The organism is Streptosporangium sp. H16 (assembly GCF_051918855.1).
In the GTDB taxonomy this organism is placed as follows: domain Bacteria; phylum Actinomycetota; class Actinomycetes; order Streptosporangiales; family Streptosporangiaceae; genus Streptosporangium.
This window is the reverse complement of the sequence record NZ_JBPXMD010000050.1, coordinates 1-23,646: the sequence shown is the minus strand read 5'-3', so window position 1 is coordinate 23,646 and position 23,646 is coordinate 1. Positions and strand designations below refer to the sequence as shown.

Sequence of the window (23,646 nt, the reverse complement as noted above, 5' to 3'; positions counted from 1 at the left end):
GCCGGCTGGCGCGCTCTGACGCCGCAGGTCAGTCTGCGGTAGCCGTACCAAGTATCCCGCTTCGCGGTCGATCCGTCATCGATCGGGCTCGAACCGGCTGCGGGCCCTGTTGGAAAACGGCCGTCGCCATCATAGCCAACGTCATTACGATTTGAAGAATTATGCAATTTGCCACATCATGAGGAACGGTGTGCCGATAAACCAGACGCCGGGGAGTGACCTGATCCACGGGAGGTGGGGGACATGAGCGAGTTCGCGGCGGAGCTACGGGCGCGCATCGCCGATGTCGACGGCGAGCTGGAGCTCATGCGCCAGGCCTTCGACGATCACGCGGTCGAGGTCCTGTCCGGGCGGCTGGAGAACCTGCTGCGCATCGCCGACCGGCACGGCGTCGACGTGCGGTACGCCGGTGGCGGGCCCGTCGCCGGAGCTGTGTGATCATGCCGGTGCCGCTGCACCAGGCCAAGGCCGAACTCTTCCGCACCATCGGCCATCCGGTCCGCGTCCAGGTGCTGGAGCTGCTGCGGGACGGCCCCCTGCCGGTGCGGGATCTCCTGAGCGCCATCGACGTCGAGGCCTCCAACCTCTCCCAGCAGCTCGCCGTGCTGCGCCGCGCGGGAGTCGTGACCGCCACCCGGGACGGCGCCACCGTCGTCTACGCCCTGTCCACCCAGGACCTGGCCGAGCTGATGGCCGTGGCGCGGTCGATCCTGGCCGGGGTGCTCGCCGAGCAGGGTGAGCTGCTCGCCGAGCTGCGCGCCGAGGCTCGCGGCTAGCGGTTTCGCGTTCCTGGGAGGGGTGCGCGAGACCGGGTGAGGCCCGGCGGGACGCGCGCTTCCCGGACACGGGCCCCTGTGCGGATTTGTACCGGGACAGGACGTCCCCGCGGGCGCATCCTGCGAGAAGACGGTGGCGGACCGCCGTCACGAGGCAGACCAGCGCGGACCAGCGCAGATCAGTGAGGTACGCCATGTGCCGGCACGAAACCCCATGTCCCCCGGCCTACGCCTCCGGCCGGGAGGCCGCGAGACCGATCGCCTCCCACCCCGAGCAGGGCTGGAGCCTGCTCTGCAACGGGGTGGTGCTCTTCGAGGACACCGGCGAGCTGCTGCCCGACGGCCGGGCCGTCCCGCCGCACCGCCCGCCCGTCGCGTCCTCCCGTCCCGCCGTCCAGCCCGCCGCTCAGCCCGCGATGGCGGTCTCGGGGTCGTGGCCGTAGAGCCAGGCGCTCTGCCGGAGCGGGTCGCTGCCGGCCAGGGCCGCGTCGCGCTCCAGCTGGGCGGGCCCGTCGGGCAGGTGGTTCTGCACCTCGCGGCCCCGGCTCATCAGCTGCACCCGCGAGGCCCGGGGCCTGCGGATCTCCTCGTAGCGGGCCAGCGCCTTCGCCACCGTGTCGCCGGTGGCGTCGCGCAGGCAGCTCGTGAGGACCACCGCGTCCTCGACCGCCTGGGCGGCGCCCTGGCCGAAGAAGGGCAGCATCGAGTGGGCGGCGTCACCCAGCAGGGCCACCCGTCCCGACGTCCAGCGCTCCAGGGGGGCGCGATCGTACAGCGCCCAGCGCTTGGTCTCGGTGGCCGCGGCGATCAGTTGTCCCAGCCGGGGGTCCCAGGTCTCGAACTCGCGCGCCAGGTCCTCGAGCCGCCCGTCGGCCGTCCACGACTCGACGCGCCACTCGCCCGCGGGCACGATCGCGACGATGTTGATCAGCTTTCTGTCCCTGATGGGGTAGTGGACGAAGTGGCGGCCGGGACCCAGCCAGAGCGTCTGCACCCGGCGCAGCGCCAGCTCCGGTGCCCGCTCGGCGTCGACCAGGCACCGGTAGGCGCACAGCCCGGAGAAGCGCGGCGGCTCCTCGTCGACGATCGCGGGCCGGACGGCCGAGTGGATGCCGTCCGCGCCGATCACGACGTCGGCGGCCACCGTCGTCTTCACGCCGCCGGTGCTGGTGAAGACCAATTCGGCCCCCTCGCGTTCCTGCCGCAGCACCTCCAGCCGCCGGTCGGTCCTGACCGCTTCGGCGGGCAGGGCCTCCAGCAGCATGTCCAGCAGGTCGGCCCGGTGCGCGACGTAGCAGTCGGTGCCGTACAGCCGCCGGCACTCCTCGCCCATCGGCTGGGAGGACAGCACCCGGCCGTCCTCCCAGCGCCTGAACTCCCAGGCGGTCTCCAGGGGGACGGCGAAGGACGCCAGCCGCTCGCCGAGCCCGGCCCGCACCAGGGGACGGACCATGTTGGGGCCCACCACGATTCCCGCGCCGACCTCGCGCAGCTCGGCGGCCTGCTCGTACACGACAGCCTCGAGGCCGGCCTGCCGCAGCAGCAGCGCGGTGGCCAGCCCGCCGAGGCCTCCTCCGACAATGGCGATCTTCACTCAGGGGTTCCTCTCCTCGGGCGGCGTCTCACCCCGCGGTACCGCGGTGCTCCTCGATGAGGTGTCTCATCAGCAGGTCCTCGCCGAAGTCGTTGGCCGGGTCGCGCCACACGCTGTGGGCGTGGTCGGCGTCGTCCTCGGTGTTGTCGAACTCGATCAACGTGACCGGGCCCTGGACGCGGTAGTAGTGGCCGAGCCCGTAGTCGTCGGCGCCGGCCCAGGCGAAGTGCAGGTCACCCTCCCCGCCACCGCCGCCGGCGGCGCGGACGCGGTCCATCTCGGCGGCCACCTGGCCGGGCCTGGCCCGGTCGAGGTAGCACTCCAGCAACTCGTCGAACGCGCGCCGCTGCCGGGAGGTCAGGTCGGCGGCGGCGATCCCGCGCGGGTGCGACCTGATGTAGCGCAGGGCCTGCCGGTCGGCCTCGGTGATCATCGCGTCCCGCCGGCCGACCCCGTGCAGGTCGGGCAGCTCCACCTCGCCGATCCTCGGCACCGTACGGGTGACGAAGTCCGCCGGGGGGACCGGGTGGATGATCGCCCGCGCCCGCCGCCCGTCGTCCAGGGAGCGCAGCAGCGCGAACCCCAGGTCCTCCTCCTCGCCCAGCACCCGGTACGGGCCGAAGCGGGCCGGCTCCGAGCCCAGCAGGAACGGCGTCACCGCCAGGTGGTCCTGGTTGACGACAGTGAAGTTCAGCGACAGGTGGTGGCCGACCAGCCGCCATCCCCACACCGAGTCGGGGTTGGGCTGCCCGAAGAACGTCAGGAAGTACATCCCCGGGTTGCGGAACTCCCTGGCCACGTGCCCGAACCGCTCCAGGTTCAGCTCGCGCAGCACGTGCTCCAGCGAGATCACCTGCACCACCTGCGCGTACGCCCGCTCCGAGCAGCACTGGGCGATCAGCCGGTGCGCCAGGATGCCCTGGTCGAAGCTCAGGTCCCGCAGCGGCACCCCGGCGCGTCCCGAGGCGGGCAGGAAGTTCCAGTTCGAGCGGTCGGCGTCGTCGAAGGGCAGCAGCGCGCGGGCCCGCTGCTCGCCGTCCAGGGCGTCGTACAGCGCCATCGCAGCGAAGGTGATCAGGGTGACGTTGAAGTCCCCGGGACGATCCTCGAGACCCGAGCGAGGTATCCGCCCGGCGGTGGGGTGGGCGCCTTGTTCATGAGGGGAGTGGCTGAAATGCGAGGTTTGCGACATCGGTCAGCTCTCCGGCCAGGCCACGATCGGGTTGCGCACCGACCCCAGCCGGTCGATCTCCACCTCGACCACGTCCCCGGGCCGCAGGAAGCGCGCCGGGGTGCGCGCGTGCCCCACCCCGGCGGGGGTGCCGGTCGCCACCAGGTCTCCGGGGCGCAGCGTCATGGTCCGGCTCAGGTGCGCCAGCACTCGCCCGACCGGGAAGATCATGTCCTTGGTGTCGCCGTCCTGGACGACCTCGCCGTTGACCCGGGTCACCAGCCGGAGCCCGCCGGCCGGGTCGCCCACCTCGTCGGCGGTCACCACCGGCCCGATCGGCCCGCTGTGGTCGGAGTTCTTGCCGAGCGTCCATTGCGCGGTCAGCCGCTGCGCCCGGCGGGCGCTCAGGTCGTTGAAGGTCGCGTAGCCGAACACCCCCGCCAGCGCGGTCTCCTCGTCCACGCACCGCAGCTCCGCGCCGACCACCGCGACCAGCTCGACCTCCCAGTCCAGGCCCGCCTCGTCCGGCGGCACCGGGACCGGCGTCCCGTCGACCGTGAGCGACGCCGTCCACCGCCCGAAGATCGCCGGTGTCTCCGGGATCGGGAAACCGCCCTCGGCGGCGTGCGCCCGGTAGTTCAGCCCGACGCACACCACCCGCGCGGAACCGGCCACCGCCGGGGCCAGGCTCAGCCCGGCGAGCTCCCGCCCGGCGAGCTCCCGCCCGGCGAGCTCCCGCCCGGCGAGCTCGCGCGCCCTCGCGGTCCAGCCGGGCAGGTCCTCGTAGAACTCGCCCGCCTCGGCCAGCGGCGCCACCCGGTCTCCACCGGTCAGCACGCCCACCCGGACCTGGCGCCCATCCCGAAAACCGACAAACCTCATCGTTCACTCCCGATGTTCCCGGTGACGGGAACCACAGCAGCCTCGAACGCACCCGTACGTCGCTCTAGACTCATCCGGAGATCTTCGTACATTCCACCCCAATGCGGTAGGGGGAGTTCGCCGTACGGGGTTCGAACGCCTCAGTTGAGGAACTGTCGATGTATGGACGCACTCGCGCACGTCGACGCCTACTGGCGCGCGGCCAACTACCTGTCGGTCGGTCAGATCTACCTGCTGGACAACCCGCTGCTGGCCGAGCCGCTGAGACCGGAGCACATCAAGCCCCGGCTGCTGGGGCACTGGGGGACCACGCCGGGGCTGAACCTCTGCTTCGCCCACCTGAACCGGATCATCGCCGAACGCGACCAGGACATGATCTACATCGCCGGTCCCGGGCACGGCGGCCCGGCGGCGGTGGCGCACGCCTGGCTGGAGGGCTCCTACACCGAGCGCTACCCCGACATCTCCCGGGACGCCGAGGGGATGCGGCGGTTGTTCCGGCAGTTCTCCTTTCCCGGTGGCATCCCCAGCCACGTGGCGCCCGAGACGCCCGGCTCGATCCACGAGGGCGGCGAGCTCGGATACTCCCTGGCCCACGCCTACGGGGCCGCGTTCGACAACCCGGACCTGGTGGTGGCGTGTGTCATCGGTGACGGGGAGGCCGAGACCGGGCCGCTGGCGGCCAGCTGGCACAGCAACAAGTTCCACGCGCCGGGCCGCGACGGCGCCGTACTGCCGATCCTGCACCTGAACGGCTACAAGATCGCCAATCCGGCCGTGCTGGCCCGCATCCCCGAGGCCGAGCTGGTCAAGCTCATGGAGGGCTACGGATACCGCCCGCACCTGGTGTCCGGGGACGAGCCCGAGGCCGTGCACCAGATCATGGCCGAGACCCTGGAGACGGTGTTCGACCAGATCGCCGAGGGCGGCCGGCCACCGATGATCATTCTGCGGACGCCGAAGGGGTGGACCGGGCCGCACGAGGTCGACGGCCTGCCGGTGGAGGGCACCTGGCGCTCACATCAGGTGCCGCTGTCGGGGGTGCGCGACAACCCCGAGCACCTGGCGATGCTGGAGGAGTGGATGCGCTCCTACCGGCCGCAGGAGCTGTTCGACGCCGAGGGGCGGCCGGTGGCCGAGGTCGTGGGGACGGTGCCCGAGGGACCGCTGCGGATGAGCGCCAACCCGCACGCCAACGGCGGCGAGCTGCTGCGGCCGCTGGCGCTGGGCGACTTCCGCGAGTACGCGGTCGAGGTCAAGTCGCCCGCCACCGCCACGACCGAGCCCACCCGGGTGCTGGGCGCCTTCCTGCGCGACGTCATCGCCGCCAATCCCGACACCTTCCGGCTGATGGGCCCCGACGAGACCGCCTCCAACCGGCTGCAGGCGGTCTTCGAGGTCACCGACCGGGCCTGGAACGCCGAGGTGCTGCAGACCGACGAGCACCTGGGGGCGGGCGGCCGGGTGATGGAGGTGCTCAGCGAGCACCTGTGCCAGGGCTGGCTGGAGGGCTACCTGCTGACCGGCCGCCACGGCCTGTTCAACTGCTACGAGGCGTTCATCCACATCATCGACGCCATGTTCAACCAGCACGCCAAGTGGCTGGAGTCCTCCCGGAAGATCCCCTGGCGCAGGCCGGTCGCCTCGCTGAACTATCTGCTGTCCTCGCACGTGTGGCGCCAGGACCACAACGGGTTCTCCCACCAGGATCCCGGCTTCCTGGACGTGGTGATGAACAAGAAGGCCTCTGTGGTGCGCGTCTACCTGCCGCCGGACGCCAACACGCTGCTGTCGACGGCCGACCACTGCCTGCGCTCCCGCGACTACGTCAACGTCATCGTGGCCGGCAAGCAGCCGGTGCTGGACCTGCTGCCGATGGACGAGGCGATCGCGCACTGCACGCGGGGGCTGGGCGTGCTGGAGTGGGCCAGCACCGACGCCGGGACCGAGCCGGACGTGGTGCTGGCGTGCGCGGGGGACGTGCCCACCCTGGAGACGCTGGCGGCGGCCGCGCTGCTCCGCGAGCACCTGCCCTCGTTGAAGGTCCGGGTGGTCAACGTGGTGGACCTGATGCGCCTGCAACAGCCCTCCGAGCACCCGCACGGCATGCCCGACGCCGAGTTCGACGCCCTGTTCACCGCCGACCGGCCGGTCATCTTCAACTTCCACGGCTATCCGTGGCTGATCCACCGCCTGACCTACCGCCGCAACGGCCACGAGAACATCCACGTGCGCGGCTACAAGGAGGAGGGCACCACCACCACGCCGTTCGACATGGCCATGCTCAACGACATCGACCGCTACCACCTGGTGATGGACGTCATCGACCGGGTCCCCGGCCTGGCCGAGCGCTCGGCGCACCTGCGCCAGCACATGGCCGACGCCCGCCTGCGCGCCCGCGCCCACACCCGCGAGCACGGCGAGGACCCGGCCGAGATCCGCGACTGGGCCTGGCCGTACTGATCGGGGGCCGTACCGATCAGGGCCCCTGCCCCCTGCCCCGATCGCGGGGCAGGGGGCCCGGTCGAGCTCGCCGCCGGGTCGCGCGGCTTCCTCGGGGAGGTCAGGGGGAAGATCGCGCCCACCCCCGCACACCTCCTCGTTTGACCTTCACCGATGGGGTAAGGGAGACGTCACTGCAGCTCAGACGATCGGGGAGGGGAAAATGACCACGTTCGGATACTTCCTGTCGAGCGAGGAACACGGGCCTGCGGAGCTCGTACGGCAGGCCAAGCTCGCCGAGCGGGCGGGCTTCGAGGGCCTGTGGATATCCGACCACTTCCACCCCTGGCTGGACGTGCAGGGCCAGAGCCCGTTCGTCTGGTCGGTGATCGGGGCGGTGGCGGAGGCGACCTCGCTGCCCATCACCACCGCCGTCACCTGCCCGCTGGTCCGCACCCACCCGGCGATCATCGCGCAGGCCGCCGCGACCAGCGCGGCGCTGTCCGGCGGCCGGTTCCGGCTCGGCGTCGGCACCGGTGAGGCGCTCAACGAGCACATCGTCGACTCGCGCTGGCCCCCGGCCTCCGAGCGGCTGGAGATGCTCGAGGAGGCGGTCGAGCTCATGCGAGAGCTGTGGAGCGGGAAGCTGGTGACCCACCGGGGAGAGCACTACCGCGTCGACACCGCCCGCCTCTACACCCTTCCCGACGAGCCGCCGCCCGTCTACATGTCCGCTTTCGGGGACAAGGCCGTACAGCTGGCCGGGCGCATCGCCGACGGCTACATCTGCACCTCCCCGAGCGCCGAGCTGGTGGAGAAGTTCCACGAGGCGGGCGGCGCGGGCAAGCCCTCCCAGGGCGGGCTGAAGGTCTGTTACGCCGCCGACGAGGCCACCGGCCGCAAGACCGCGCACCGGCTCTGGCCGACCCAGGGCATCCAGGGCGAGGCCTCGCAGCTGCTGCCGCTGCCCCGCCACTTCGAGGAGCTCGCCGAGACGGTGACCGAGGACGATATCGCCGCCCCCTGCGGCCCCGATCCCGAGGTGCACGTCAAGGCGATCGAGGAGTACGTGGACGCCGGCTTCGACGAGGTCTACATCAGCCAGATCGGCCAGGAACAGGACGCCTTCTTCGACTTCTACGCCAAAGAGGTCCTGCCCCGGCTGCGCTGACACCCCCGAGGAGAAGATCATGAAAGCTTTCACCTGGCGCGGCAGGCGCGACGTACGGGTCGAGGAGGTTCCCGACCCGGTGCTCAAGGAGCCGAACGACGCGATCATCAGGGTCACCACCACCGCGATCTGCGGCTCCGACCTGCACCTGTACGAGGTGCTGGGGCCCTTCATGGGACAGGGCGACATCCTCGGCACGACCTGATGCCGCTGGTGACCGACGACTCCGACCCCCTCGCGGTCATGGACCTGGCCACCCACCGGCTCCCCCTCGACCGGGCGCCGCACGGTTACGAGATCTTCCAGAAGAAGCGGGACGGGGCCATCAAGGTCCTGCTCAACCCCTGATCACACCGGACACGTCGTTTTAAGGAGAAAGATGGACGCGATCGTTCTGCTCAAGGACGACCACAAGACCGTCGAGAAGCTGTTCAAGGAGTTCGAGAACGCGGGCGAGCGGGCGTACAAGAAGAAGCGGGAACTCGTCGACCAGATCATCGAGGAGCTCACCGCCCACGCCCACATCGAGGAGCAGATCTTCTACCCGGCCGCCCGCGAGAGCGTTCCGGAGACCTCCGGCCACGTCCTGGAGAGCGTCGAGGAGCACCACGTGGTGGTCTGGATGCTCTCCGAGCTGGCCAAGCTCGACCCCAAGGACGAGCGGTTCGACGCCAAGGTCACGGTGCTGATCGAGAACGTCCGCCACCACGTCGAGGAGGAGGAGCAGGAGTGGTTCCCGCAGGTGCGGGAGGCCATGGGGCGCAAGAGGCTCCAGGAGCTCGGTGAGGAGATGGAGAAGGCCAAGCCCGCGGCGCCCAGGGACCCGCTCGCCCTGAGCAGCGCCCGCACCTGACCTCGCCCGCGCCTCGAAGGCCTGACCTCGCCCGTACCTCGCGGAGAGGTTCCCTGGGAGAGGCGTGGAGGTCCCCGGGAAGAGCACGCACGGGCCCCGGTCCCGCGAGGGGACCGGGGCCCGCGTGCCGGGTCTGCCCGGAGTGGTCAGTGATGCTGTTCGGTGACGAGGAACGCGACGCCGCCCCCCTCGTCGACGTCGGCGTCCAGCGACTTGTCGTCGAGCATGTCCACGACCTGCGGGTCGAGGAAGATCCGTGCTCCTTCCGACTCCACCACCCTGTCGGCGGATTCGGGGTGTTCCGCGATCGAGAGCACGAGCGATCCGGTCCCGTCGCTCTGGGATGAGATGCGAACCCCGGTATCCGGAGAGTCTGTCACCTGCGAGCTGAGGTCCCGGATTACCTGGGCTGCCGTGTCCGTCAATGTGAGCATTGCTCCTCCTTGTCGGGATCGGGCTTTCGATTCTTCGCCCTTGCCCGCTCTCATCCGGCCCAACCATCTCCCCGGTTTTTCCCGCGACCACGGGCCGGTGAGCCACCGAGCGGTCAGGCCTTCCCGTCGAGGCGGTCGATGTGCTCGGCCGCCTTGCGCGCGGCGATCAGGACGGGGTCCCACACGGGGGCGAACGGGGGAGCGTACGACAGGTCGAGCCCCGACATCTCCTCCACCGTCATCTCGTGCCAGATGGCGACGGCCAGGGCGTCGATCCGCTTGGCCGCGCCCTCCTGGCCGACGATCTGGGCGCCCAGCAGGCGGCCCGTCCTCCGGTCGGCGATCGTCTTGATCTTCATCTCGCGGGCGCCGGGGTAGTATCCGGCGCGCGTGGTGGACTCCACGATCCCGCCGACCGGCTCGAACCCGGCCTCCCGCGCCGCCGCGGTCGTCAGGCCGGTGCGCGCCACCTCGTACTCGCAGATCTTGGACACCGCGGTGCCCACGACGCCGGGGAAGGCGGCGTGCCCGCCGCCGATGTTGATGCCCACGACGCGTCCCTGCTTGTTGGCGTGGGTGCCGAGCGCGATCGCCACCGGCCGCCGGGAGACCCGGTGGAAGGTCTCGACGCAGTCACCGGCGGCCCAGATGCCCTCCACCGGGGTCCGCATCCGCCGGTCGGTCACGATCCCCGAGGTCTCGCCGACCGGGATGCCCGTGGCCTCGGCCAGCGCGCTGTTCGGCCGGGTGCCCAGCCCCAGGACGACCAGGTCCGCGGGCAGGGTCCGGTTCTCGGTGCGGGCCGCCGTGACCCGCCCGCCGGACTCCTCGAAGCCCTCGATGCGCTCGCCGAGGTGCACCTTCACGCCCAGGTCGCGCAGGGCGCCGGCGACGAGGGCGCCCATGTCGGGGTCGAGCGTGCCCATCGGCTGCTCGGCGGCGTCGACGAGAGAGACCTCCAGCCCGCGCCGTACCATCGCCTCGGCCATCTCCAGGCCGATGTAGCCGCCGCCGACCACCACCGCCCTGCGCGGCTCGTCCTCCAGGGCCCGCAGCAGCGCGATGCCGTCGTCCAGGGTCTGCACCCCGTACACCCCCTCGGCATCGGCGCCTGGCAGGTCGGGGCGGGCCGGCACCGCGCCGGTGGCGACCACGAGTTGGTCGAACGGCTCCCAGCCCCGGTCGCCCCGCTCGTCGCGCACGGCCACCGCGCGCCGGTCCAGGTCGATCTCGACGACCTCGCTGCGCAGCCGCAGGTCGATGTCCATCTCGTCGCGGAACACCTCCGGGCGCCGGCTGATCAGCGACTCCACGTCGGTGACCTCCCCGCCCACGAGGTAGGGGATGCCGCAGGCCGAGTAGGAGGCGTGCGCACCCTTCTCGAAGGCGACGATCCGCAGATCGCCGGGCCCGCGCCGGCGCCTGGCCTGGGAGGCCGCGCTCATCCCCGCGGCGTCGCCGCCGATCACCACCAGTCGTTCCGCCATCGTTCCCATCTCCCCTGTGGACCGCCGATGGTACGGCTTCCTCGACGAAAGGCTCCCAAACGGCCACTTCGCCACGCCGCCGCGCTCCCGGCAAACCTCCGGCCGGGCGGGTGGAGCGCTTTCCCCGCATCGAGCACACCCGATCACCGGACATGCGAGCGGCTCCCGTCCGCCCGGAGACCGCGCCCTCTACGGAATGAGGTCGATCTCCACGTCAGCGGCGAGGGCCCGCAACGGGAACGGGTTGCTCGTGATGACAGGGAGGCCGCGCCGCTGGGCGGTGTGCACGATGCTGGCCGCGGTGAGCTGTTCGGCCGCGTACGGCCCGGCCGTCTGGAGGATCGCCGCCACGCCGGACGCGCTGCCGGGCGTGAGATCGTCGACGATGCTGATCTCCATCCCCAGGAGCGCGTCCAGCACCGGAACGTCCTGGTGGGGGAGCTGAGCAAGCGCTGCGGTGAGCGCCGGCGCGGAGGTGACGACAGGGACGACGTATCCGCTGTGCTGGGCTCGCGACCACACCGTGGCGTCGACGTACGGCGACGTTCGGCGACTCCAGGCCAGCAGGGCGCTCGTGTCGAGAACGCGTCCGATCACGCGGCGTGGCTGCGGCGGGCGGCAAACTCCGCGTCGCGCCGGCGGGCGAGCTGGAGCATCTCCGGATCGGGCTCTCCGCCGATGATCTCCCGCAGCCGGGCAAGGTCACGCTCGCGCTGCTCGTCGGTGTAGACGATCTGCTCCTGTTCGGCGTCCATGCCCTGAGAGTACTCTCCGATCGCTCTCGGTCACGGGCGAACCGAGTGATCAAGGCGAGTGAGCCCTGGGGGTGAACCGATCGCCCGCGACCGCTGACCAGGCCTACTCGTCTAGACCACCTCGAAGTCGGCCATCATCGCCATGTCCTCGTGTTCGAGGTTGTGGCAGTGCATCATGTAGCGCCCCCGGAAGCCCTCGAAGCGCACCAGGACCTCCACCACCTCGTACGGGCGGACGTCGACGGTGTCCTTCCAGCCGCCGTCCGTGGCCGCCGGGACCCGGCCGTTGCGTGACAGCACCTGGAAGTGGGCCAGGTGCACGTGCACGGGGTGGTGGAAGTCGCTGGTGAGGCGCCAGACCTCGGTGGTGCCGAGCCGGGGGCGGGCCAGCGGGCTGCCGGGCCGGAACGGCAGCCCGTTGATCGTCCAGGCGGCGTCCGGGCCCTGCCCGGTCCTGCGGAAGTCGAAGAGCCGCGAGGCGGCCGCCGACGACCTGACGGCCGGTTCGACCGCCGCCAGGCGTCCCGGCACCGCGCTGTCCTCCCGGGCCCGGCGCGCGACGCGGAAGCGCATCACGTCGCGCGCCGGGCCGGTGCCGAGGGTGTTGACCATCGTCACCTCGGTGCCGACCGGGTAGGCGGAGAAGTCGACGACCACGTCGAACCGCTCGGCGGGGGCCATCGTGATCGCCTCGTGCGCGACGGGGGCGGCCAGCAGCCCGGCGTCGCTGCCGACCTGGACGAACCTGCCGCCGGGGGTGAGCTCCAGCCGGTAGCGGCGGGCGTTGGAGGCGTTGAGCAGCCGCAGCCGGTAGCGGGTGGCTGAGACCTCCAGCACCGGCCAGGGGGCGCCGTTGACCAGGATCACGTCACCCTCGACGCCCTCCATGTAGGCGGCCTCGACCCCGGCGCTCACCAGCAGGCTGGGATCGGTCGCCGGGTAGCGGAACGAGCCGTCCTCCTCGAACGCGCGGTCGCAGATCATCAGCGGGACGTCCCGCTCGCCCCTGGGCAGCGGCAGCGCGTCGTCCTCGTCGTCCCCGACGATCATGAATCCGGCCAGCCCCCGCCAGACCTGCGGGGCGGTGAAGTCCATCCGGTGGTCGTGGTACCAGAGCGTGGCGGCCCGCTGGTCCAGCGGGTACGCGTAGTCCCTGGCCCCGGCGTGCAGCGTCCACTGCGACGGATCCACGCGCATGCCGTGGTGGGAGTGGCCGCCGGGCGGAGGCCGGAAGCCGCGGCCCTCGGCCACCACCAGGTCGGTGGGATAGCCGTCGGAGCCGGCCGGGGTCACCCCGCCGTGCAGGTGCGTGGAGGTCGGCACGGGCAGCTCGTTGCGGACCCGGACCGTGACGGGGCTCGCGCGCCGCACCTGGAAGGTCGGTCCGGGGAAGGTGCCGTCGAACCCCCAGACCTCGGTCGTCGTCCCCGGGATGATCTCCACCTTCGCGGGACGCTGGACCACCTCGTAGTGTCCCGGCCGCGCGGGGCGCGCCACGGCGGGGATCGGCAGCGGGACGGTGAACGGCCTGGGCAGCGGCAGCGCGCTGGACAGGACCTGGCCCGCGGTCTCGGCCGAGACCGCGCCGCATCCGGCCGCGGCCAGGCCCGTCACGCCGAGCGCGCCGCCCAGGAAACGCCTTCTGGAGATCACGCGGCCGCCCTCCGCTGCCCCCGCCACGTCCAGGCGGTCATCCACACGGCCAGGCCGAAGATGATCATCGCCAGCGGGATGTGCGCGGCGACCATGCGCTCCTGGCCCAGCACGATCTGGGCGTTCACCAGCACCAGTTGCAGGACGCTCACCCCGAGCGGCCACAGCGGGCCGCGGCCCGGCCGCCACAGCGTGATCGCGGCGATGAGCTGCAGGCCCACCAGCGCCGTGGTCAGCATGGCGCCGAGGTTGTGATGGGCCAGCAGGTCCACCTTCCCGGTGACGAACATGCCGGCGATGACCGCCTGGCCGAGCACGGTGACCAGGTGCAGGGTGGCGGTGACCCGCAGGGACCAGACGATCCAGGCGGGCACGCGGGCCGGATCGGTCCGGGCGGGCACGCGGGCCGGACCGGCGGGGACGGGCACGCGGGCCCGGCCGGTCGGAGCGGGTGGGGAACTCATGGACACCTCCGTCGGATTTCGGTGTCCAGGCTCCCGGTCCGGGGCGCGGGCGTCGTCACCCCGGCGAAGCGCTCCGCCGTACTTCTCGTGGTGTACACGGGGCCGGTCGCCCCCGGGCGTACGACCGGGGGAGTACGGGTGCCGTGCGGCCCGCCTGACGTCCGCACGCACCCGGCCGCCTGGCCGGGTCACCCCTTCGTCCGCCGGTGGCCGTGTGGCGATGCCGCCGTCTCGGCAGAAGAGCGGTATCAGATGGTACAAAAATCATAGGATGACGAACAGATAGCCGCAATATTTCATCCTTCTGTAGCAAAGAAGAGATTGTCATGTGTCCCCTGCTGTCGTGGATGTGACGCCGAGCGGACCCCTCCGGCTCCGTGTGCAGGTGGAGCTGCCCGGCGAGGCCGCGCGAACAGCGAGTTAAGGTCCGGCAATCGACTCCATTGGGGCATGAAGCCCGCATCTCGGACTGTCATGACGCGTCATTCCCGCGAGCCGGTATGACGCCGATCCGCAAAGTGTATGTAAACGCTTGCGAAAGCCGTCGTATGCTTGCGGGTATGACGCGGAGGCTTGCTGAGGTGGCCAAGAGGGTCGGGATGAGCGAGGCGACGGTCAGCCGCGTGCTCAACGGCAGGCGCGGCGTCTCCGAGTCGACCAGGGACGCCGTGCTGACGGCGCTCGACGCCCTCGGCTACGAGCGCCCGACCCGGCTGCACCGTGACCGCGCCCGCCTGATCGGCCTGGTCTTCCCCGACCTGCACAACCCGGTCTTCCCTGCGTTCGCCGAGGTCGTCGGCGGGGCGCTCGCCCAGCAGGGGTTCACCTCCGTGCTGTGCACGCGCACCTCGGGCGGGCTGCAGGAGGCCGACTACGTCGACCTGATGCTGGCGCAGCACGTCTCGGGCGTGGTCTTCGCCGGAGGCGCGTACGCCGACGGGGACGCCTCCCACGACCACTACGCGCGCATCTTGGAGCGGCGCCTGCCCGCCGTCCTGGTGAACGCCTCGGCCGGGCACCTCGGTTTCTCCCAGGTCTCCTGCGACGACGTCGCCGCCGCCGAGATGGCGGCCGGACACCTGCGCGCCCTCGGACACGAGCGCGTCGGGATGCTCCTCGGGCCCGCCGACCACATGCCGTCGCGCCGCAAGCTGGAGACCTTCGCCGCCTACGCGCGGGCGCACGGCATGGACTTCGGCGCCCGCTTCGTCGAGCACGCCATGTTCTCGATGGAGGGCGGCCAGGCCGCCGCCACCCGGCTGGTGCGGCGCGGGGTCACCGGCCTGATCTGCGGTAGCGACCTGCTCGCGCTCGGCGCGGTGCGCGCCGTCCGGCGCGAGGGGCTGGCGGTGCCGCGCGACGTCTCGGTGATCGGGTACGACGACTCGGCCATGATGAACCGGACCGACCCGCCGCTGACCACGGTGCGCCAGCCGATCGAGGCGATGGGCCGCGCGGCCGTGGACCTGCTGGTCGCCCAGATCGACGCCGCCGCCCTGCCGGGGGGCGAGCTGCTGTTCGACCCCGAACTCGTGGTCCGCGCCTCCACCGCGCCGGCGGCGCCCAGGGCCGTACCGGCCTGACCGTTCCCGAACCGTCGCCGGGCCGCGCCCGTCGCCGGCTCCTCCAGCCACCTTCCTGGCAGCTGTCTCTAAAAATTTCGACAGGAAAATGACGTCGTCAAGCATCTTCCCGCAAGTGGATGACTCCACTCCATGTCATGTGTGTGTAGCCCCAGGTGAGGCGGGGTTCTCGCGCGCGGCGGGGGTGTTACCGGGAGACGGCCGATGGATCACTGTCACTTTTTTGCATCTGAATTGACGGGCTCTTGCTAGTTCCTGCACGCCTCTATATGTTTCTCGCAACCGACCCGCCAAGGAGTGCCTCGGATGAAATCCCCCAAGCTCTCGATGCTGCTCGCCGCAGCCATCGCGCTCACCGCCGCCGGGTGCGGCAACGACGACAGCGGATCACAGGCCGCGGAGACCAAGCCGAGTGCCGCCGGGGCCGAGGCTCCGGTCACGATCTCCGTCGGCTGTCAGCCGCCGAAGAGCAACCCGCTGGAGCGGACCGCCTGGGACGAGGACGTGGCAGCGTTCAAGAAGCTGCACCCGCACATCACGATCGACAGCAAGGACGCCTTCCCCTGCATCAATCCGGACACCTTCCAGGCGAAGCTGGCCGGTGGCTCGATGGAGGACGTCTTCTACGTTTACTTCACCGATATCAAGAAGATCATCGCCGCGGGCCAGGCCGCCGACATCACCCCGTACGTCGGCGGCATCAAATTGCTGAACGACATCCGGCCCGACGTCCTGGCCACCTTCAAGGAAGGTGAGAAGCTCTACGGCCTGCCCAGGAACAACTACTCCATGGGCCTGGTCTACAACCGCAAGCTCTTCACCCAGGCCGGTCTCGACCCCGCCGCACCGCCCAAGACCTGGGCCGAGGTGCAGGCGGCCGCCAAGAAGATCAGCGCCCTCGGCCCCGGACACGTCGGTTTCGGCGAGTACAGCGCCGGCAACACCGGCGGCTGGCACTTCGCCGCCTCCCTCTACGGGCGCGGCGGCGAGATGGTCACCCCCGACGGCAGGTCCGCGGCCTTCAACAGCCCCGAGGGCAAGGCCGTCCTGGAGAACCTCAAAACCATGCGCTGGACCGACAACAGCATGGGCGCCAAGCAGCTCCTCCAGTGGGAGGACCTGATGCGCATGATGGGCGGCGGCAAGCTCGGCATGATGATCGGCGCCCCCGACGTCGTCCAGGCCGTCAACAACGACTTCAAGGGCAAGTTCGAGGATTACGGGGTCACCGCCCTGCCCGAGGCCAAGGCCTCGCTCAGCGGCGGCGACGGCTACATGATCAACCCCAAGGCCACGCCCGAGAAGATCAAGGCCGCCATGCTGTGGCTGGAGTTCCACGAGCTGACCCCCGGCCAGGGCCAGTTCAACTACGCGCGCAGCAAGCAGCAGGGCCGCCCCGTCGGCCTGCCGATCCCCGACCTGTACGGCGACACCGCGCCGGGCAAGGAGATCGTCGAGCTGCGCAAGGCGAACGCCACCGTGCCGGTGGAGAACTTCGCCCCCTTCGTGGAGGGTTCCGCGGCCATCCAGAACAAGCTTGAGCCGCCGAAGTCGCAGGAGCTCTACGCGATCCTCGACGTGGCCATGTCGGCGGTGCTGACCAGGCAGGACGCCGACATCGACAAGCTCCTCGCCGACGCCGAGGCCAAGGCGAACAAGGTGCTGGCGAAGTCGAGCTGACCTTCTGACACCCGGGGTGCCGGCCCGTCGGCCGGCACCCCGACACTCATGTTGATATCGGGAGTCAACCGATGACCACTTTGACCGTGAAAGGTCCACGGCGGCGAAAGCCGGGAGCGTTCCGGCGAGGGCTGCGACGCAACCTGACCGCCTACGGGTTCCTGTGCGCGGCGCTGATCTGTTTCGCCTTCTTCTCCTGGTACCCCATGGTGAGGGAGGTCCTGCTCAGCTTCCAGCAGACGAACTTCGTCGACGACCCCACCTGGGTCGGCCTGGACAACTTCCGTACCGTGACGGAGGACTCGGCGTTCGCCCAGGCGTGGATCAACACCATCGCCTTCACCGGCCTGGCGCTCGTGTTCGGCTACGTCGTCCCGTTCGTGGCGGCGATCGTCCTGAACGAGCTGCGGCACGCGCGGGCCTACCTGCGGTTCATCGTCTACCTCCCGGTGATGCTGCCGCCCGCCGTCGGGGTGCTGCTGTTCAAGTGGTTCTACGACCCGGGCGCCGGCCTGTTCAACCAGATCCTGGACCTGGCGCACCTGCCGGCCCTGAGCTGGCTCGACTCCACCGACACCGCGCTGATCTCCCTCGTCATCGTCTCCACCTGGATGAACCTGGGAACCGGCACGCTGATCTACCTCGCCGCGCTGCAGAGCATCCCCGGCGAGCTGTACGAGGCCGCGGAGCTGGACGGCGCCGGGCTCTTCAAGCGGGTCTGGCACGTGACGATCCCGCAGACCAGGCTCATCCTGCTGGTGATGCTGCTGCTGCAGATCGTGGCGACCATGCAGGTCTTCATCGAGCCGTACCTGCTCACCGGCGGCGGCCCGGAGAACGCGACGCTCACCGTCGCCTACCTCATGTACCAGTACGCCTTCAACTTCGGCGACTTCGGCGCCGGAGGCGCGCTCGGGCTGATGCTCATGGTCGTGCTGATGGTGTTCTCCGCCTTCTACCTGCGCCTGTCGCGGGACAACCAGAGCTAAGGAGGCAGCTGAGCCGATGTCGAACCTCACCGTTCAACCAAGCCGCCCGGCTCCCGCCCCGCCGCCGGAGCGGGACTCCGGCAAGAGGGCACGGCGGCCGCGCAAACCCAAGGAGCCGGCCAGGGAGTTCCGGAGCCTGGTCTCCCCGCACACCCTCACCACCCCGCACGGGCGGTGGATCTACCGCGCCGTGCTGACCTTCGTGGTGCTCCTGTTCACCGCCGTGTTCGTGTTCCCTCTCTACTGGATGGTCACCGGCGCGCTCAAGACCCCCGAGGAGCTCGCCCAGATCCCGCCGAGCTTCTTCCCGACGTCGTTCGACTTCGGGGTGTACGCCGAGGCGTGGGACCAGCTGGACCTGGGGCTGTTCCTCACCAACACCGTCGTCTACGCCGGCGGCGCCTGGCTGTTCACGCTCGCCGTCGACGTCTCGGCCGCCTACGCGCTGTCGAAGCTGCGGCCCGTGCTGGGCAACCTGGTCCTGGGCATGATGCTGGCCACGCTCATGATCCCGCCGATGGTCATCCTGCTGCCCGCCTACCTGACGGTCAAGGACATGCCGATCTTCGGCTGGGACCTGCTGAACACCCCGTGGGTGATTTGGCTTCCCGCCGCGGCCAACGGGTTCTTCATCTTCCTGCTCAAGCGCTTCTTCGACTCGATCCCCAGGGAACTGCTGGAGGCCGCCCAGATCGACGGCGCCTCTCCGGCGCGTATCCTCTGGTCGATCGTGCTGCCCGTCTCCCGGCCGATCCTCGGAGTGGTGTCCATCCTCTCCGTGGTCAACGTCTGGAAGGATTTCGTCTGGCCGCTGCTGGTGCTGCCGGACGGGGAGAAGATGACGATCAGCGTGGGCATCGCCTCGCTCTCGGCGCAGATGCCGCAGAACGTGCTGATCGCCTCGCTGGTGATCGCGAGCATCCCGACGATGATCGTCTTTTTCGTCTTCCAGCGCAGCATCATGGCCGGCCTCACCGCCGGCAGCCTCAAGGGCTGACCTCGTCACCCACCCACAACTACTAAGGAGTTGTTCCAGCATGTCCGAAACGTGGTGGCGGGGAGCCGCGATCTACCAGGTCTATCTCCGGAGCTTCGCCGACGGCAACGGCGACGGCATCGGCGACCTCGCGGGACTCCGCGCGCGCCTGCCGTACCTCTCCGACCTGGGCGTCGGCGCGATCTGGCTCAACCCCTGGTACCCGTCGCCGATGGCCGACGGTGGGTACGACGTGGCCGATTACCGTGACATCGAGCCATCGTTCGGCACGCTCGCCGAGGCGGAGGAGTTCATCGCCGAGGCGCATGCCCTGGGCATCAAGACGATCACCGACATCGTCCCCAACCACGGCTCCCACCGGCAGAAGTGGTTCCTGCAGGCGCTGGAGGCCGGGCCGGGCTCCGCCGAGCGGGAGCGCTTCCACTTCCGCGCGGGCCGGGGGGAGAGCGGCGAGCTGCCGCCCAACGACTGGCAGTCGATCTTCGGTGGCCCGGCGTGGACCCGGATCGCCGACGGCGAGTGGTACCTGCACCTGTTCGCCCCCGAGCAGCCCGACTTCAACTGGGACAACCCGGAGGTCGTCGAGGAGTTCCACGACGTGCTGCGGTTCTGGTTCGACCGGGGCGTGGACGGCATCCGGATCGACTCGGCCGCCCTGCTGGTCAAGGACATGGACAGCCTGGGAGGCGAGGAGGCCTACACCGACCTCGACGGCGTCCACGAGATCTACCGCGGCTGGCGCAGGGTGGCCGAGGAGTACGAGGACAGGATCCTGATCGGCGAGGTGTGGCTGCCCGACCAGGAGCGGTTCGCCCAGTACCTGCGCCCCGACGAGATGCACACCGCGTTCAACTTCGACTTCCTGGCGTGCACCTGGGACGCGGCCGCGCTGCGCGGGTCGATCGACCTGACCCTGGCCACGCACACCCCGCTGGGCGCGCCCCCCACCTGGGTGCTGTCCAACCACGACGTGACCCGCCCGGTGACCAAGTACGGCAGGGCCGACACCTCCTTCAGCCACGCCGACCGCAAGCACGGCATGCCCTCCGACCCGGCGCTGGGCGAGCGCAGGGCGCGCGCGGCCGCGCTGCTGGCGATGGCGCTGCCCGGCGGCCTCTACGTCTACCAGGGCGAGGAGCTGGGGCTGCCGGAGGTCGAGGACATCCCCGACGACCTGCGCCAGGACCCGATCTGGATCCGCTCGGGCCGCACCGACCGCGGCCGCGACGGCTGCCGGGTGCCGCTGCCGTGGTCGGGTGACGAGCCGCCGTTCGGGTTCGGCGCCGGGCCGACGTGGCTGCCGCAGCCGCTGGAGTGGAAGGCGCTGACGGCCGAGGCGCAGGCCGCCAACCCCACGTCCATGTTCACCCTCTACCGCACCGGGCTGCACCTGCGCCGCGAGCTGCTCGGTGACGGCACGCTGACCTGGCTGGACGCGCAGGACGGGGTGCTGGCCTTCCGCCGGGAGTCCGGCCTGGTCTGCGTGGTCAACCTCGGCCAGGAGCCGGCCTCCCTGCCCGAGCACGAGTCGGTCCTGCTGGCCAGCGGCCCGCTGGAGGGGAACCTGCTCCCCTCCGACACCGCCGTCTGGCTCCGTACGGCCTGACCCCGCACCCCCGGGACTCCCGACTCGGGGCCGCCGGCGTCCCGGCGGCCCCGGGCGCCCCTGACCGGCCGGATCCCGTCCGGCCGGTCAGGCGGCGCCGGCCACCCGCGAGGTGGTGCCCCGCCCTCACCGCTCCTCGCGGGGCCTCACAGGGGGATCTCGGTGAGGTCGAACACCTTGGCGCCGCGTTCGCCGTCCCAGATCATCAGGTTGCCGTAGGTGCGTGCCGTGGCCACCGGCACGCCGCTGAGGTCGTCCACGTCCTGGAGAGGGCGCCGGAAACGGAAGACGGCCGTGGGGCCGAGCCTGTTCACGACGCCGGTCATCAGCCGCGTGAGATTGAACCTGAACAGCGCCGAGCAGGGCAGCACGCGATGGTTGTCGCGCAGGCGGGAGAAAACCTCCCGGTGTGCCGGATAACGCTCCGAGCCGAGCGGAAGCAGCTCGGCAAGGAGGGCGAGGGCCGAGCGTCTGGGCATGGCCGGGGTCGCCGCCCGGACCCTGTCGTTGCTGTGACCTCCTATGACTCGGGATCGCGTGCGAGCACCGACCGCCCGCCGTCGACGGGTACGGTCGCGCCGGTGACGAAGCCGGCGTCGTCGGAGAGCAGGTGGGCGATCACGGCCGCGACCTCCTGGGACCGCGCCACCCTGCCCAGCGGGTGCGACAGCGCCATCTCCCGCTCGACACGGGCCGCGCCGGCAGGCCCCTGGGCGCCGAGGAACTCCGCGTAGCGCTCGGTGTCCACCGAGCCCGGCGCCACGGCGTTGACGCGGATGCCGTGCGGGCCGTACTCGACCGCGAGCGCACGGGTCATCCCCTCGACGGCCGCCTTGGCGGTGACGTACGGCAGGCAGCCGGGGACCGCCTGCCGCGCCTGGTGCGAGGAGACGTTGACGATCGCGCCCGGGGTTCCCGCCGCGAGAAAGCGGCGGACCGCGGTCGCGCACCCGACGACGGCGGCGTTCAGGTTGGCCGCGATGAGATTCAGCACCTGTCCGGTCGTGGCGGAGTGGAGAGAGGCGTCCCGGAACACGGCGGCGTTGTTGACCCAGCCGGCGAGGGGGCCCGCGGCCCGCGCGAGCTCGGCGGCCCGCTCCGCCACGGTCTCGTCGGCGGCGTCACCGGCGACACCGGCCAGGCGCGCGCCGGCGGGATGGCCGTCCAGCCAGGTCAGGGCCGCCGGGTCGCGCTCGACGGCGACGACGGCGCCGCCGTCGCCGAGCAGGCGCTCGACCACCGCCCTGCCGATGCCACGACCGCCTCCCGTCACCACGTACGAACGGCTCATGCTCTTGCCCTCCCGTCGGCGCGCTCCCGCCCGCCGCGACGCGGGCCGGTGTTCCTCTCCCGCCCGGACGCACGGCTGTCTCCTCCCCATGAGACGTGATCGTCCGCGAAGATGTCAATTACTTCTATCGAAGCACTTCGATTCCTTCGGGCGCTTGATACGATTCCTGCCGGCGGTGAGAGCGCGTTTCCGGAAGGAGGGTCGCACGGTGACACGGACGACCATCTACGACGTCGCCGCCGCGGCGGGCGTCAGCATCTCCACCGTGTCGCTGGCCCTCAACTCCCCGGCCCGGGTCAGCCAGGCGACCAGGCGCAAGGTCCTCGCGGCGGCGGACGCGCTCGGCTTCGTCCCCAAGCAGGACGCGGTCGCCAAGGCGCGGCGCGGCGTGGGGCGCGTCGGCGTCATCGCGCCGTTCACCTCGTACCCGTCCGTCGCCCGGCGCCTGAACGGCATCCTGCGAGCCGTCGGCCACCGGCCCCTGGAGGTCGTCGTGTTCGACCAGGAGTCGGCCGCGCAGAGCTCCTCGCCGTTACTCGCCAGCCTGCCCATCACCGGCCGCCTGGACGGGCTCATCGTCGTCAGCCTCTCCCTGGAGGAGGCGGTGGCCGGCCGCCTGACCGACCTGCGGCTACCCACGGTCCTGGTGGACGTCCGCCATCCCCGCTTCGACTCCGTGCACACCGACGACGCCACCGGCGGCCGGCTCGCCGCCGAGCATCTGATCAGCCGTGGTCACCGCCGATTCGGCTTCCTCGGTGAGGCGCAGAGATCCGGGCTGTACGTCTCGCCGTCCCAGCGACGGCTGGCGGGCTACCGCTCGGCCCTGGCCGAAGCCGGCTACACCCTCGCCGACGGCGACGTGCTGCTGACCGCGCACGGCGTCGCGCCGGCCCGCGCCGCCGCCGGAAGGCTGTTGTCGGCACCGGACCGCCCGTCCGCGGTCTTCGCCGCCGACGACACCCTCGCGGCCGGAATTCTGGGGGCCGCCCACGACCTCGGCCTCGCCGTCCCCGGCGACCTGGCGGTGGTCGGCTTCGACGACAGCGACCTGGCCGACGCCCTTGATCTCACCACCGTGCGCCAGCCCCTGGAGGAGTCCGGGCACGCCGCGATGGAACTGCTCCTCCAGCGGCTCGACCGGCCCGGGACCGCCCGCGAGGTGGCGCTGCGGCTGCGGCTGGTCCCGCGCGGCACGAGCTGACCCGGGCCCCGTCCGGCCGCCGGAGGGCCCGCCACACCCTCAAGATTATTTTCTGGCGTGCGGTCTCGTTCCGAGCCGGCCGATGCTGCGCATCCTGGGTAAGCAACAGTTCTTGAGTTGAGGGCGCTGGCCCCTCCTCGACCTGCACGCTCGCTGCCTGCGACCTGCATCTTCTTTTGTTTGCCGGATTGATCACCACACACCGAAGCAACTTCACTCTCTGTGAATCTTTTGTCGCAGGAGTGATGAGACGGCAGCGCCGGTGAAGTCGGAAGGTGTGGGTTGGCGCTGGGAGTTGTACGAGATCTACGCGAGCACCGAGCCCACCTCATCGGCGTCCCGGCATCGATGGCGGCTGATCCGCGTGAGTCCTTCAGGATGTCCTGTGCGAGGAGAGCTGGTGACGGTAACGCTCACATTCCTACGTCAAATGGGCTGGACAGAGCGTCTGGGGCGGGACGCTCGAGTCGAGTGTCTTTGTTAGCGCTCACATAAGTTCATTAAGACGTGTCCTCTGCCCGGCGGGCTTGGCTGTGAGTGGTGCGGCAGAGTAGACACGAAGTGAGGAATGCCTGTCAAGAATCAGGCAGGGCTTGCATTCCGGGCGTTTGCCC

General features: G+C 70.7%; 24 protein-coding genes and 1 pseudogene. 14 read left to right on the top strand and 11 right to left on the bottom strand.

The annotated features are described in order from the left end of the window. The first annotated feature begins 243 nt into the window (after positions 1-243). The 3 genes from ACTOQ2_RS40520 to ACTOQ2_RS40510 all read left to right on the top strand — a co-directional run bounded on the left by ACTOQ2_RS40520 (position 244) and on the right by ACTOQ2_RS40510 (position 1,219). Positions 244-438 (top strand): hypothetical protein, encoded by a 195-nt coding sequence (locus ACTOQ2_RS40520; protein ID WP_362695007.1) that lies wholly within the window; start codon positions 244-246, stop codon positions 436-438. A 2-nt stretch (positions 439-440) separates the two neighbouring features. After that, a complete protein-coding gene (locus ACTOQ2_RS40515) occupies positions 441-776 on the top strand; it encodes an ArsR/SmtB family transcription factor (RefSeq protein WP_440070880.1) in 336 nt (111 codons plus the stop codon). Between the two features lie 194 nt (positions 777-970). Beyond that, on the top strand, positions 971-1,219 hold the full coding sequence (locus ACTOQ2_RS40510) for a DUF5999 family protein (RefSeq protein ID WP_440106822.1): 249 nt from the start codon (positions 971-973) through the stop codon (positions 1,217-1,219). Here ACTOQ2_RS40510 and ACTOQ2_RS40505 read toward each other — a convergent pair. Genes ACTOQ2_RS40505 through ACTOQ2_RS40495 form a run of 3 tightly spaced genes read right to left on the bottom strand, consistent with a single transcriptional unit; the run spans position 1,183 to position 4,423 of the window. Then, on the bottom strand, positions 1,183-2,370 hold the full coding sequence (locus ACTOQ2_RS40505; RefSeq protein ID WP_440106820.1) for an FAD-dependent monooxygenase: 1,188 nt from the start codon (positions 2,368-2,370) through the stop codon (positions 1,183-1,185). The two genes, ACTOQ2_RS40510 and ACTOQ2_RS40505, sit on opposite strands and share 37 nt — an antisense overlap. A gap of 28 nt (positions 2,371-2,398) precedes the next feature. Continuing rightward, a complete protein-coding gene (locus tag ACTOQ2_RS40500; RefSeq protein ID WP_440106817.1) occupies positions 2,399-3,562 on the bottom strand; it encodes a DUF3500 domain-containing protein in 1,164 nt (387 codons plus the stop codon). Between the two features lie 3 nt (positions 3,563-3,565). After that, complete coding sequence (locus ACTOQ2_RS40495; RefSeq protein ID WP_440106815.1) at positions 3,566-4,423, bottom strand: fumarylacetoacetate hydrolase family protein; 858 nt, start codon at positions 4,421-4,423, stop codon at positions 3,566-3,568. A gap of 162 nt (positions 4,424-4,585) precedes the next feature. On the opposite strand from ACTOQ2_RS40495, the gene ACTOQ2_RS40490 reads away from it, so the two are divergent. The 5 genes and pseudogenes from ACTOQ2_RS40490 to ACTOQ2_RS40470 all read left to right on the top strand — a co-directional run bounded on the left by ACTOQ2_RS40490 (position 4,586) and on the right by ACTOQ2_RS40470 (position 8,889). Further along, positions 4,586-6,886: a phosphoketolase family protein gene (locus ACTOQ2_RS40490; RefSeq protein WP_440106813.1), complete on the top strand. Its 2,301-nt coding sequence runs from the start codon at positions 4,586-4,588 to the stop codon at positions 6,884-6,886. A 202-nt stretch (positions 6,887-7,088) separates the two neighbouring features. After that, the gene (locus tag ACTOQ2_RS40485) at positions 7,089-8,036 is read left to right on the top strand and encodes a TIGR03557 family F420-dependent LLM class oxidoreductase (RefSeq protein ID WP_440106811.1); all 948 of its coding nucleotides are present in this window, start codon (positions 7,089-7,091) and stop codon (positions 8,034-8,036) included. 19 nt (positions 8,037-8,055) lie between these two features. Further along, positions 8,056-8,232, top strand: a pseudogene (locus ACTOQ2_RS40480) (glutathione-dependent formaldehyde dehydrogenase); the annotation flags it as partial. Positions 8,233-8,249: 17 nt separating this feature from the next. After that, positions 8,250-8,384: a hypothetical protein gene (locus ACTOQ2_RS40475; RefSeq protein WP_440106809.1), complete on the top strand. Its 135-nt coding sequence runs from the start codon at positions 8,250-8,252 to the stop codon at positions 8,382-8,384. Positions 8,385-8,415: 31 nt separating this feature from the next. Beyond that, positions 8,416-8,889, top strand: a complete 474-nt coding sequence (locus tag ACTOQ2_RS40470; protein WP_440106807.1) for a hemerythrin domain-containing protein — start codon at positions 8,416-8,418, stop codon at positions 8,887-8,889. Positions 8,890-9,035: 146 nt separating this feature from the next. Here ACTOQ2_RS40470 and ACTOQ2_RS40465 read toward each other — a convergent pair whose 3' ends face one another. The 6 genes from ACTOQ2_RS40465 to ACTOQ2_RS40440 form a co-directional block, all read right to left on the bottom strand. Then, positions 9,036-9,323 carry a Fe-S cluster assembly protein HesB gene (locus ACTOQ2_RS40465; protein ID WP_440066564.1) on the bottom strand — a complete coding sequence of 96 codons (288 nt, stop codon included), beginning with the start codon at positions 9,321-9,323 and terminating at the stop codon, positions 9,036-9,038. A gap of 113 nt (positions 9,324-9,436) precedes the next feature. Then, entirely contained in the window at positions 9,437-10,810 is a 1,374-nt protein-coding gene (locus tag ACTOQ2_RS40460; RefSeq protein WP_440106805.1) for an FAD-dependent oxidoreductase, read from the bottom strand. A 189-nt stretch (positions 10,811-10,999) separates the two neighbouring features. Continuing rightward, positions 11,000-11,407 (bottom strand): hypothetical protein, encoded by a 408-nt coding sequence (locus tag ACTOQ2_RS40455; RefSeq protein ID WP_440106802.1) that lies wholly within the window; start codon positions 11,405-11,407, stop codon positions 11,000-11,002. After that, positions 11,404-11,565 (bottom strand): hypothetical protein, encoded by a 162-nt coding sequence (locus ACTOQ2_RS40450; RefSeq protein WP_440106800.1) that lies wholly within the window; start codon positions 11,563-11,565, stop codon positions 11,404-11,406. The genes ACTOQ2_RS40455 and ACTOQ2_RS40450 overlap by 4 nt, the downstream gene beginning before the upstream one ends. 111 nt (positions 11,566-11,676) lie before the next feature. Continuing rightward, positions 11,677-13,218 carry a multicopper oxidase family protein gene (locus ACTOQ2_RS40445; RefSeq protein ID WP_440106798.1) on the bottom strand — a complete coding sequence of 514 codons (1,542 nt, stop codon included), beginning with the start codon at positions 13,216-13,218 and terminating at the stop codon, positions 11,677-11,679. Next, positions 13,215-13,682 carry a hypothetical protein gene (locus ACTOQ2_RS40440; protein WP_440106796.1) on the bottom strand — a complete coding sequence of 156 codons (468 nt, stop codon included), beginning with the start codon at positions 13,680-13,682 and terminating at the stop codon, positions 13,215-13,217. Before ACTOQ2_RS40440 ends, ACTOQ2_RS40445 begins: the two co-directional genes overlap by 4 nt. A gap of 500 nt (positions 13,683-14,182) precedes the next feature. On the opposite strand from ACTOQ2_RS40440, the gene ACTOQ2_RS40435 reads away from it, so the two are divergent. From ACTOQ2_RS40435 to ACTOQ2_RS40415, 5 genes are all read left to right on the top strand, one after another. Then, positions 14,183-15,265 (top strand): LacI family DNA-binding transcriptional regulator, encoded by a 1,083-nt coding sequence (locus tag ACTOQ2_RS40435; protein WP_440106794.1) that lies wholly within the window; start codon positions 14,183-14,185, stop codon positions 15,263-15,265. 306 nt (positions 15,266-15,571) lie between these two features. Next, positions 15,572-16,945: an ABC transporter substrate-binding protein gene (locus ACTOQ2_RS40430; RefSeq protein WP_440106792.1), complete on the top strand. Its 1,374-nt coding sequence runs from the start codon at positions 15,572-15,574 to the stop codon at positions 16,943-16,945. A gap of 71 nt (positions 16,946-17,016) precedes the next feature. After that, positions 17,017-17,934 carry a carbohydrate ABC transporter permease gene (locus tag ACTOQ2_RS40425; protein WP_440066576.1) on the top strand — a complete coding sequence of 306 codons (918 nt, stop codon included), beginning with the start codon at positions 17,017-17,019 and terminating at the stop codon, positions 17,932-17,934. Positions 17,935-17,950: 16 nt separating this feature from the next. Next, positions 17,951-18,931, top strand: a complete 981-nt coding sequence (locus tag ACTOQ2_RS40420; RefSeq protein WP_440106790.1) for a carbohydrate ABC transporter permease — start codon at positions 17,951-17,953, stop codon at positions 18,929-18,931. Between the two features lie 40 nt (positions 18,932-18,971). Then, positions 18,972-20,537 carry a glycoside hydrolase family 13 protein gene (locus ACTOQ2_RS40415; protein ID WP_440106788.1) on the top strand — a complete coding sequence of 522 codons (1,566 nt, stop codon included), beginning with the start codon at positions 18,972-18,974 and terminating at the stop codon, positions 20,535-20,537. Positions 20,538-20,683: 146 nt separating this feature from the next. Here ACTOQ2_RS40415 and ACTOQ2_RS40410 read toward each other — a convergent pair whose 3' ends face one another. Both ACTOQ2_RS40410 and ACTOQ2_RS40405 read right to left on the bottom strand, forming a co-directional pair. Next, positions 20,684-21,016 (bottom strand): hypothetical protein, encoded by a 333-nt coding sequence (locus ACTOQ2_RS40410; protein ID WP_440106786.1) that lies wholly within the window; start codon positions 21,014-21,016, stop codon positions 20,684-20,686. 41 nt (positions 21,017-21,057) lie between these two features. Beyond that, positions 21,058-21,828: an SDR family NAD(P)-dependent oxidoreductase gene (locus ACTOQ2_RS40405; RefSeq protein ID WP_440106784.1), complete on the bottom strand. Its 771-nt coding sequence runs from the start codon at positions 21,826-21,828 to the stop codon at positions 21,058-21,060. Between the two features lie 208 nt (positions 21,829-22,036). On the opposite strand from ACTOQ2_RS40405, the gene ACTOQ2_RS40400 reads away from it, so the two are divergent. Then, positions 22,037-23,032 (top strand): LacI family DNA-binding transcriptional regulator, encoded by a 996-nt coding sequence (locus ACTOQ2_RS40400; RefSeq protein ID WP_440106782.1) that lies wholly within the window; start codon positions 22,037-22,039, stop codon positions 23,030-23,032. Positions 23,033-23,646 lie beyond the last annotated feature (614 nt).

Bases quoted from the DNA above. Each gene is read 5' to 3' on its own strand.
- ACTOQ2_RS40490 (WP_440106813.1), top strand. From the start codon at position 4,586: ATGGACGCACTCGCGCACGTCGACGCCTACTGGCGCGCGGCCAACTAC.
- ACTOQ2_RS40410 (WP_440106786.1), bottom strand. From the start codon at position 21,016: ATGCCCAGACGCTCGGCCCTCGCCCTCCTTGCCGAGCTGCTTCCGCTC.
- ACTOQ2_RS40435 (WP_440106794.1), top strand. From the start codon at position 14,183: ATGACGCCGATCCGCAAAGTGTATGTAAACGCTTGCGAAAGCCGTCGT.
- ACTOQ2_RS40420 (WP_440106790.1), top strand. From the start codon at position 17,951: ATGTCGAACCTCACCGTTCAACCAAGCCGCCCGGCTCCCGCCCCGCCG.
- ACTOQ2_RS40470 (WP_440106807.1), top strand. From the start codon at position 8,416: ATGGACGCGATCGTTCTGCTCAAGGACGACCACAAGACCGTCGAGAAG.
- ACTOQ2_RS40460 (WP_440106805.1), bottom strand. From the start codon at position 10,810: ATGGCGGAACGACTGGTGGTGATCGGCGGCGACGCCGCGGGGATGAGC.
- ACTOQ2_RS40520 (WP_362695007.1), top strand. From the start codon at position 244: ATGAGCGAGTTCGCGGCGGAGCTACGGGCGCGCATCGCCGATGTCGAC.
- ACTOQ2_RS40500 (WP_440106817.1), bottom strand. From the start codon at position 3,562: ATGTCGCAAACCTCGCATTTCAGCCACTCCCCTCATGAACAAGGCGCC.
- ACTOQ2_RS40485 (WP_440106811.1), top strand. From the start codon at position 7,089: ATGACCACGTTCGGATACTTCCTGTCGAGCGAGGAACACGGGCCTGCG.
- ACTOQ2_RS40515 (WP_440070880.1), top strand. From the start codon at position 441: ATGCCGGTGCCGCTGCACCAGGCCAAGGCCGAACTCTTCCGCACCATC.
- ACTOQ2_RS40465 (WP_440066564.1), bottom strand. From the start codon at position 9,323: ATGCTCACATTGACGGACACGGCAGCCCAGGTAATCCGGGACCTCAGC.
- ACTOQ2_RS40430 (WP_440106792.1), top strand. From the start codon at position 15,572: ATGAAATCCCCCAAGCTCTCGATGCTGCTCGCCGCAGCCATCGCGCTC.
- ACTOQ2_RS40440 (WP_440106796.1), bottom strand. From the start codon at position 13,682: ATGAGTTCCCCACCCGCTCCGACCGGCCGGGCCCGCGTGCCCGTCCCC.
- ACTOQ2_RS40405 (WP_440106784.1), bottom strand. From the start codon at position 21,828: ATGAGCCGTTCGTACGTGGTGACGGGAGGCGGTCGTGGCATCGGCAGG.
- ACTOQ2_RS40415 (WP_440106788.1), top strand. From the start codon at position 18,972: ATGTCCGAAACGTGGTGGCGGGGAGCCGCGATCTACCAGGTCTATCTC.
- ACTOQ2_RS40510 (WP_440106822.1), top strand. From the start codon at position 971: ATGTGCCGGCACGAAACCCCATGTCCCCCGGCCTACGCCTCCGGCCGG.
- ACTOQ2_RS40425 (WP_440066576.1), top strand. From the start codon at position 17,017: ATGACCACTTTGACCGTGAAAGGTCCACGGCGGCGAAAGCCGGGAGCG.
- ACTOQ2_RS40450 (WP_440106800.1), bottom strand. From the start codon at position 11,565: ATGGACGCCGAACAGGAGCAGATCGTCTACACCGACGAGCAGCGCGAG.
- ACTOQ2_RS40495 (WP_440106815.1), bottom strand. From the start codon at position 4,423: ATGAGGTTTGTCGGTTTTCGGGATGGGCGCCAGGTCCGGGTGGGCGTG.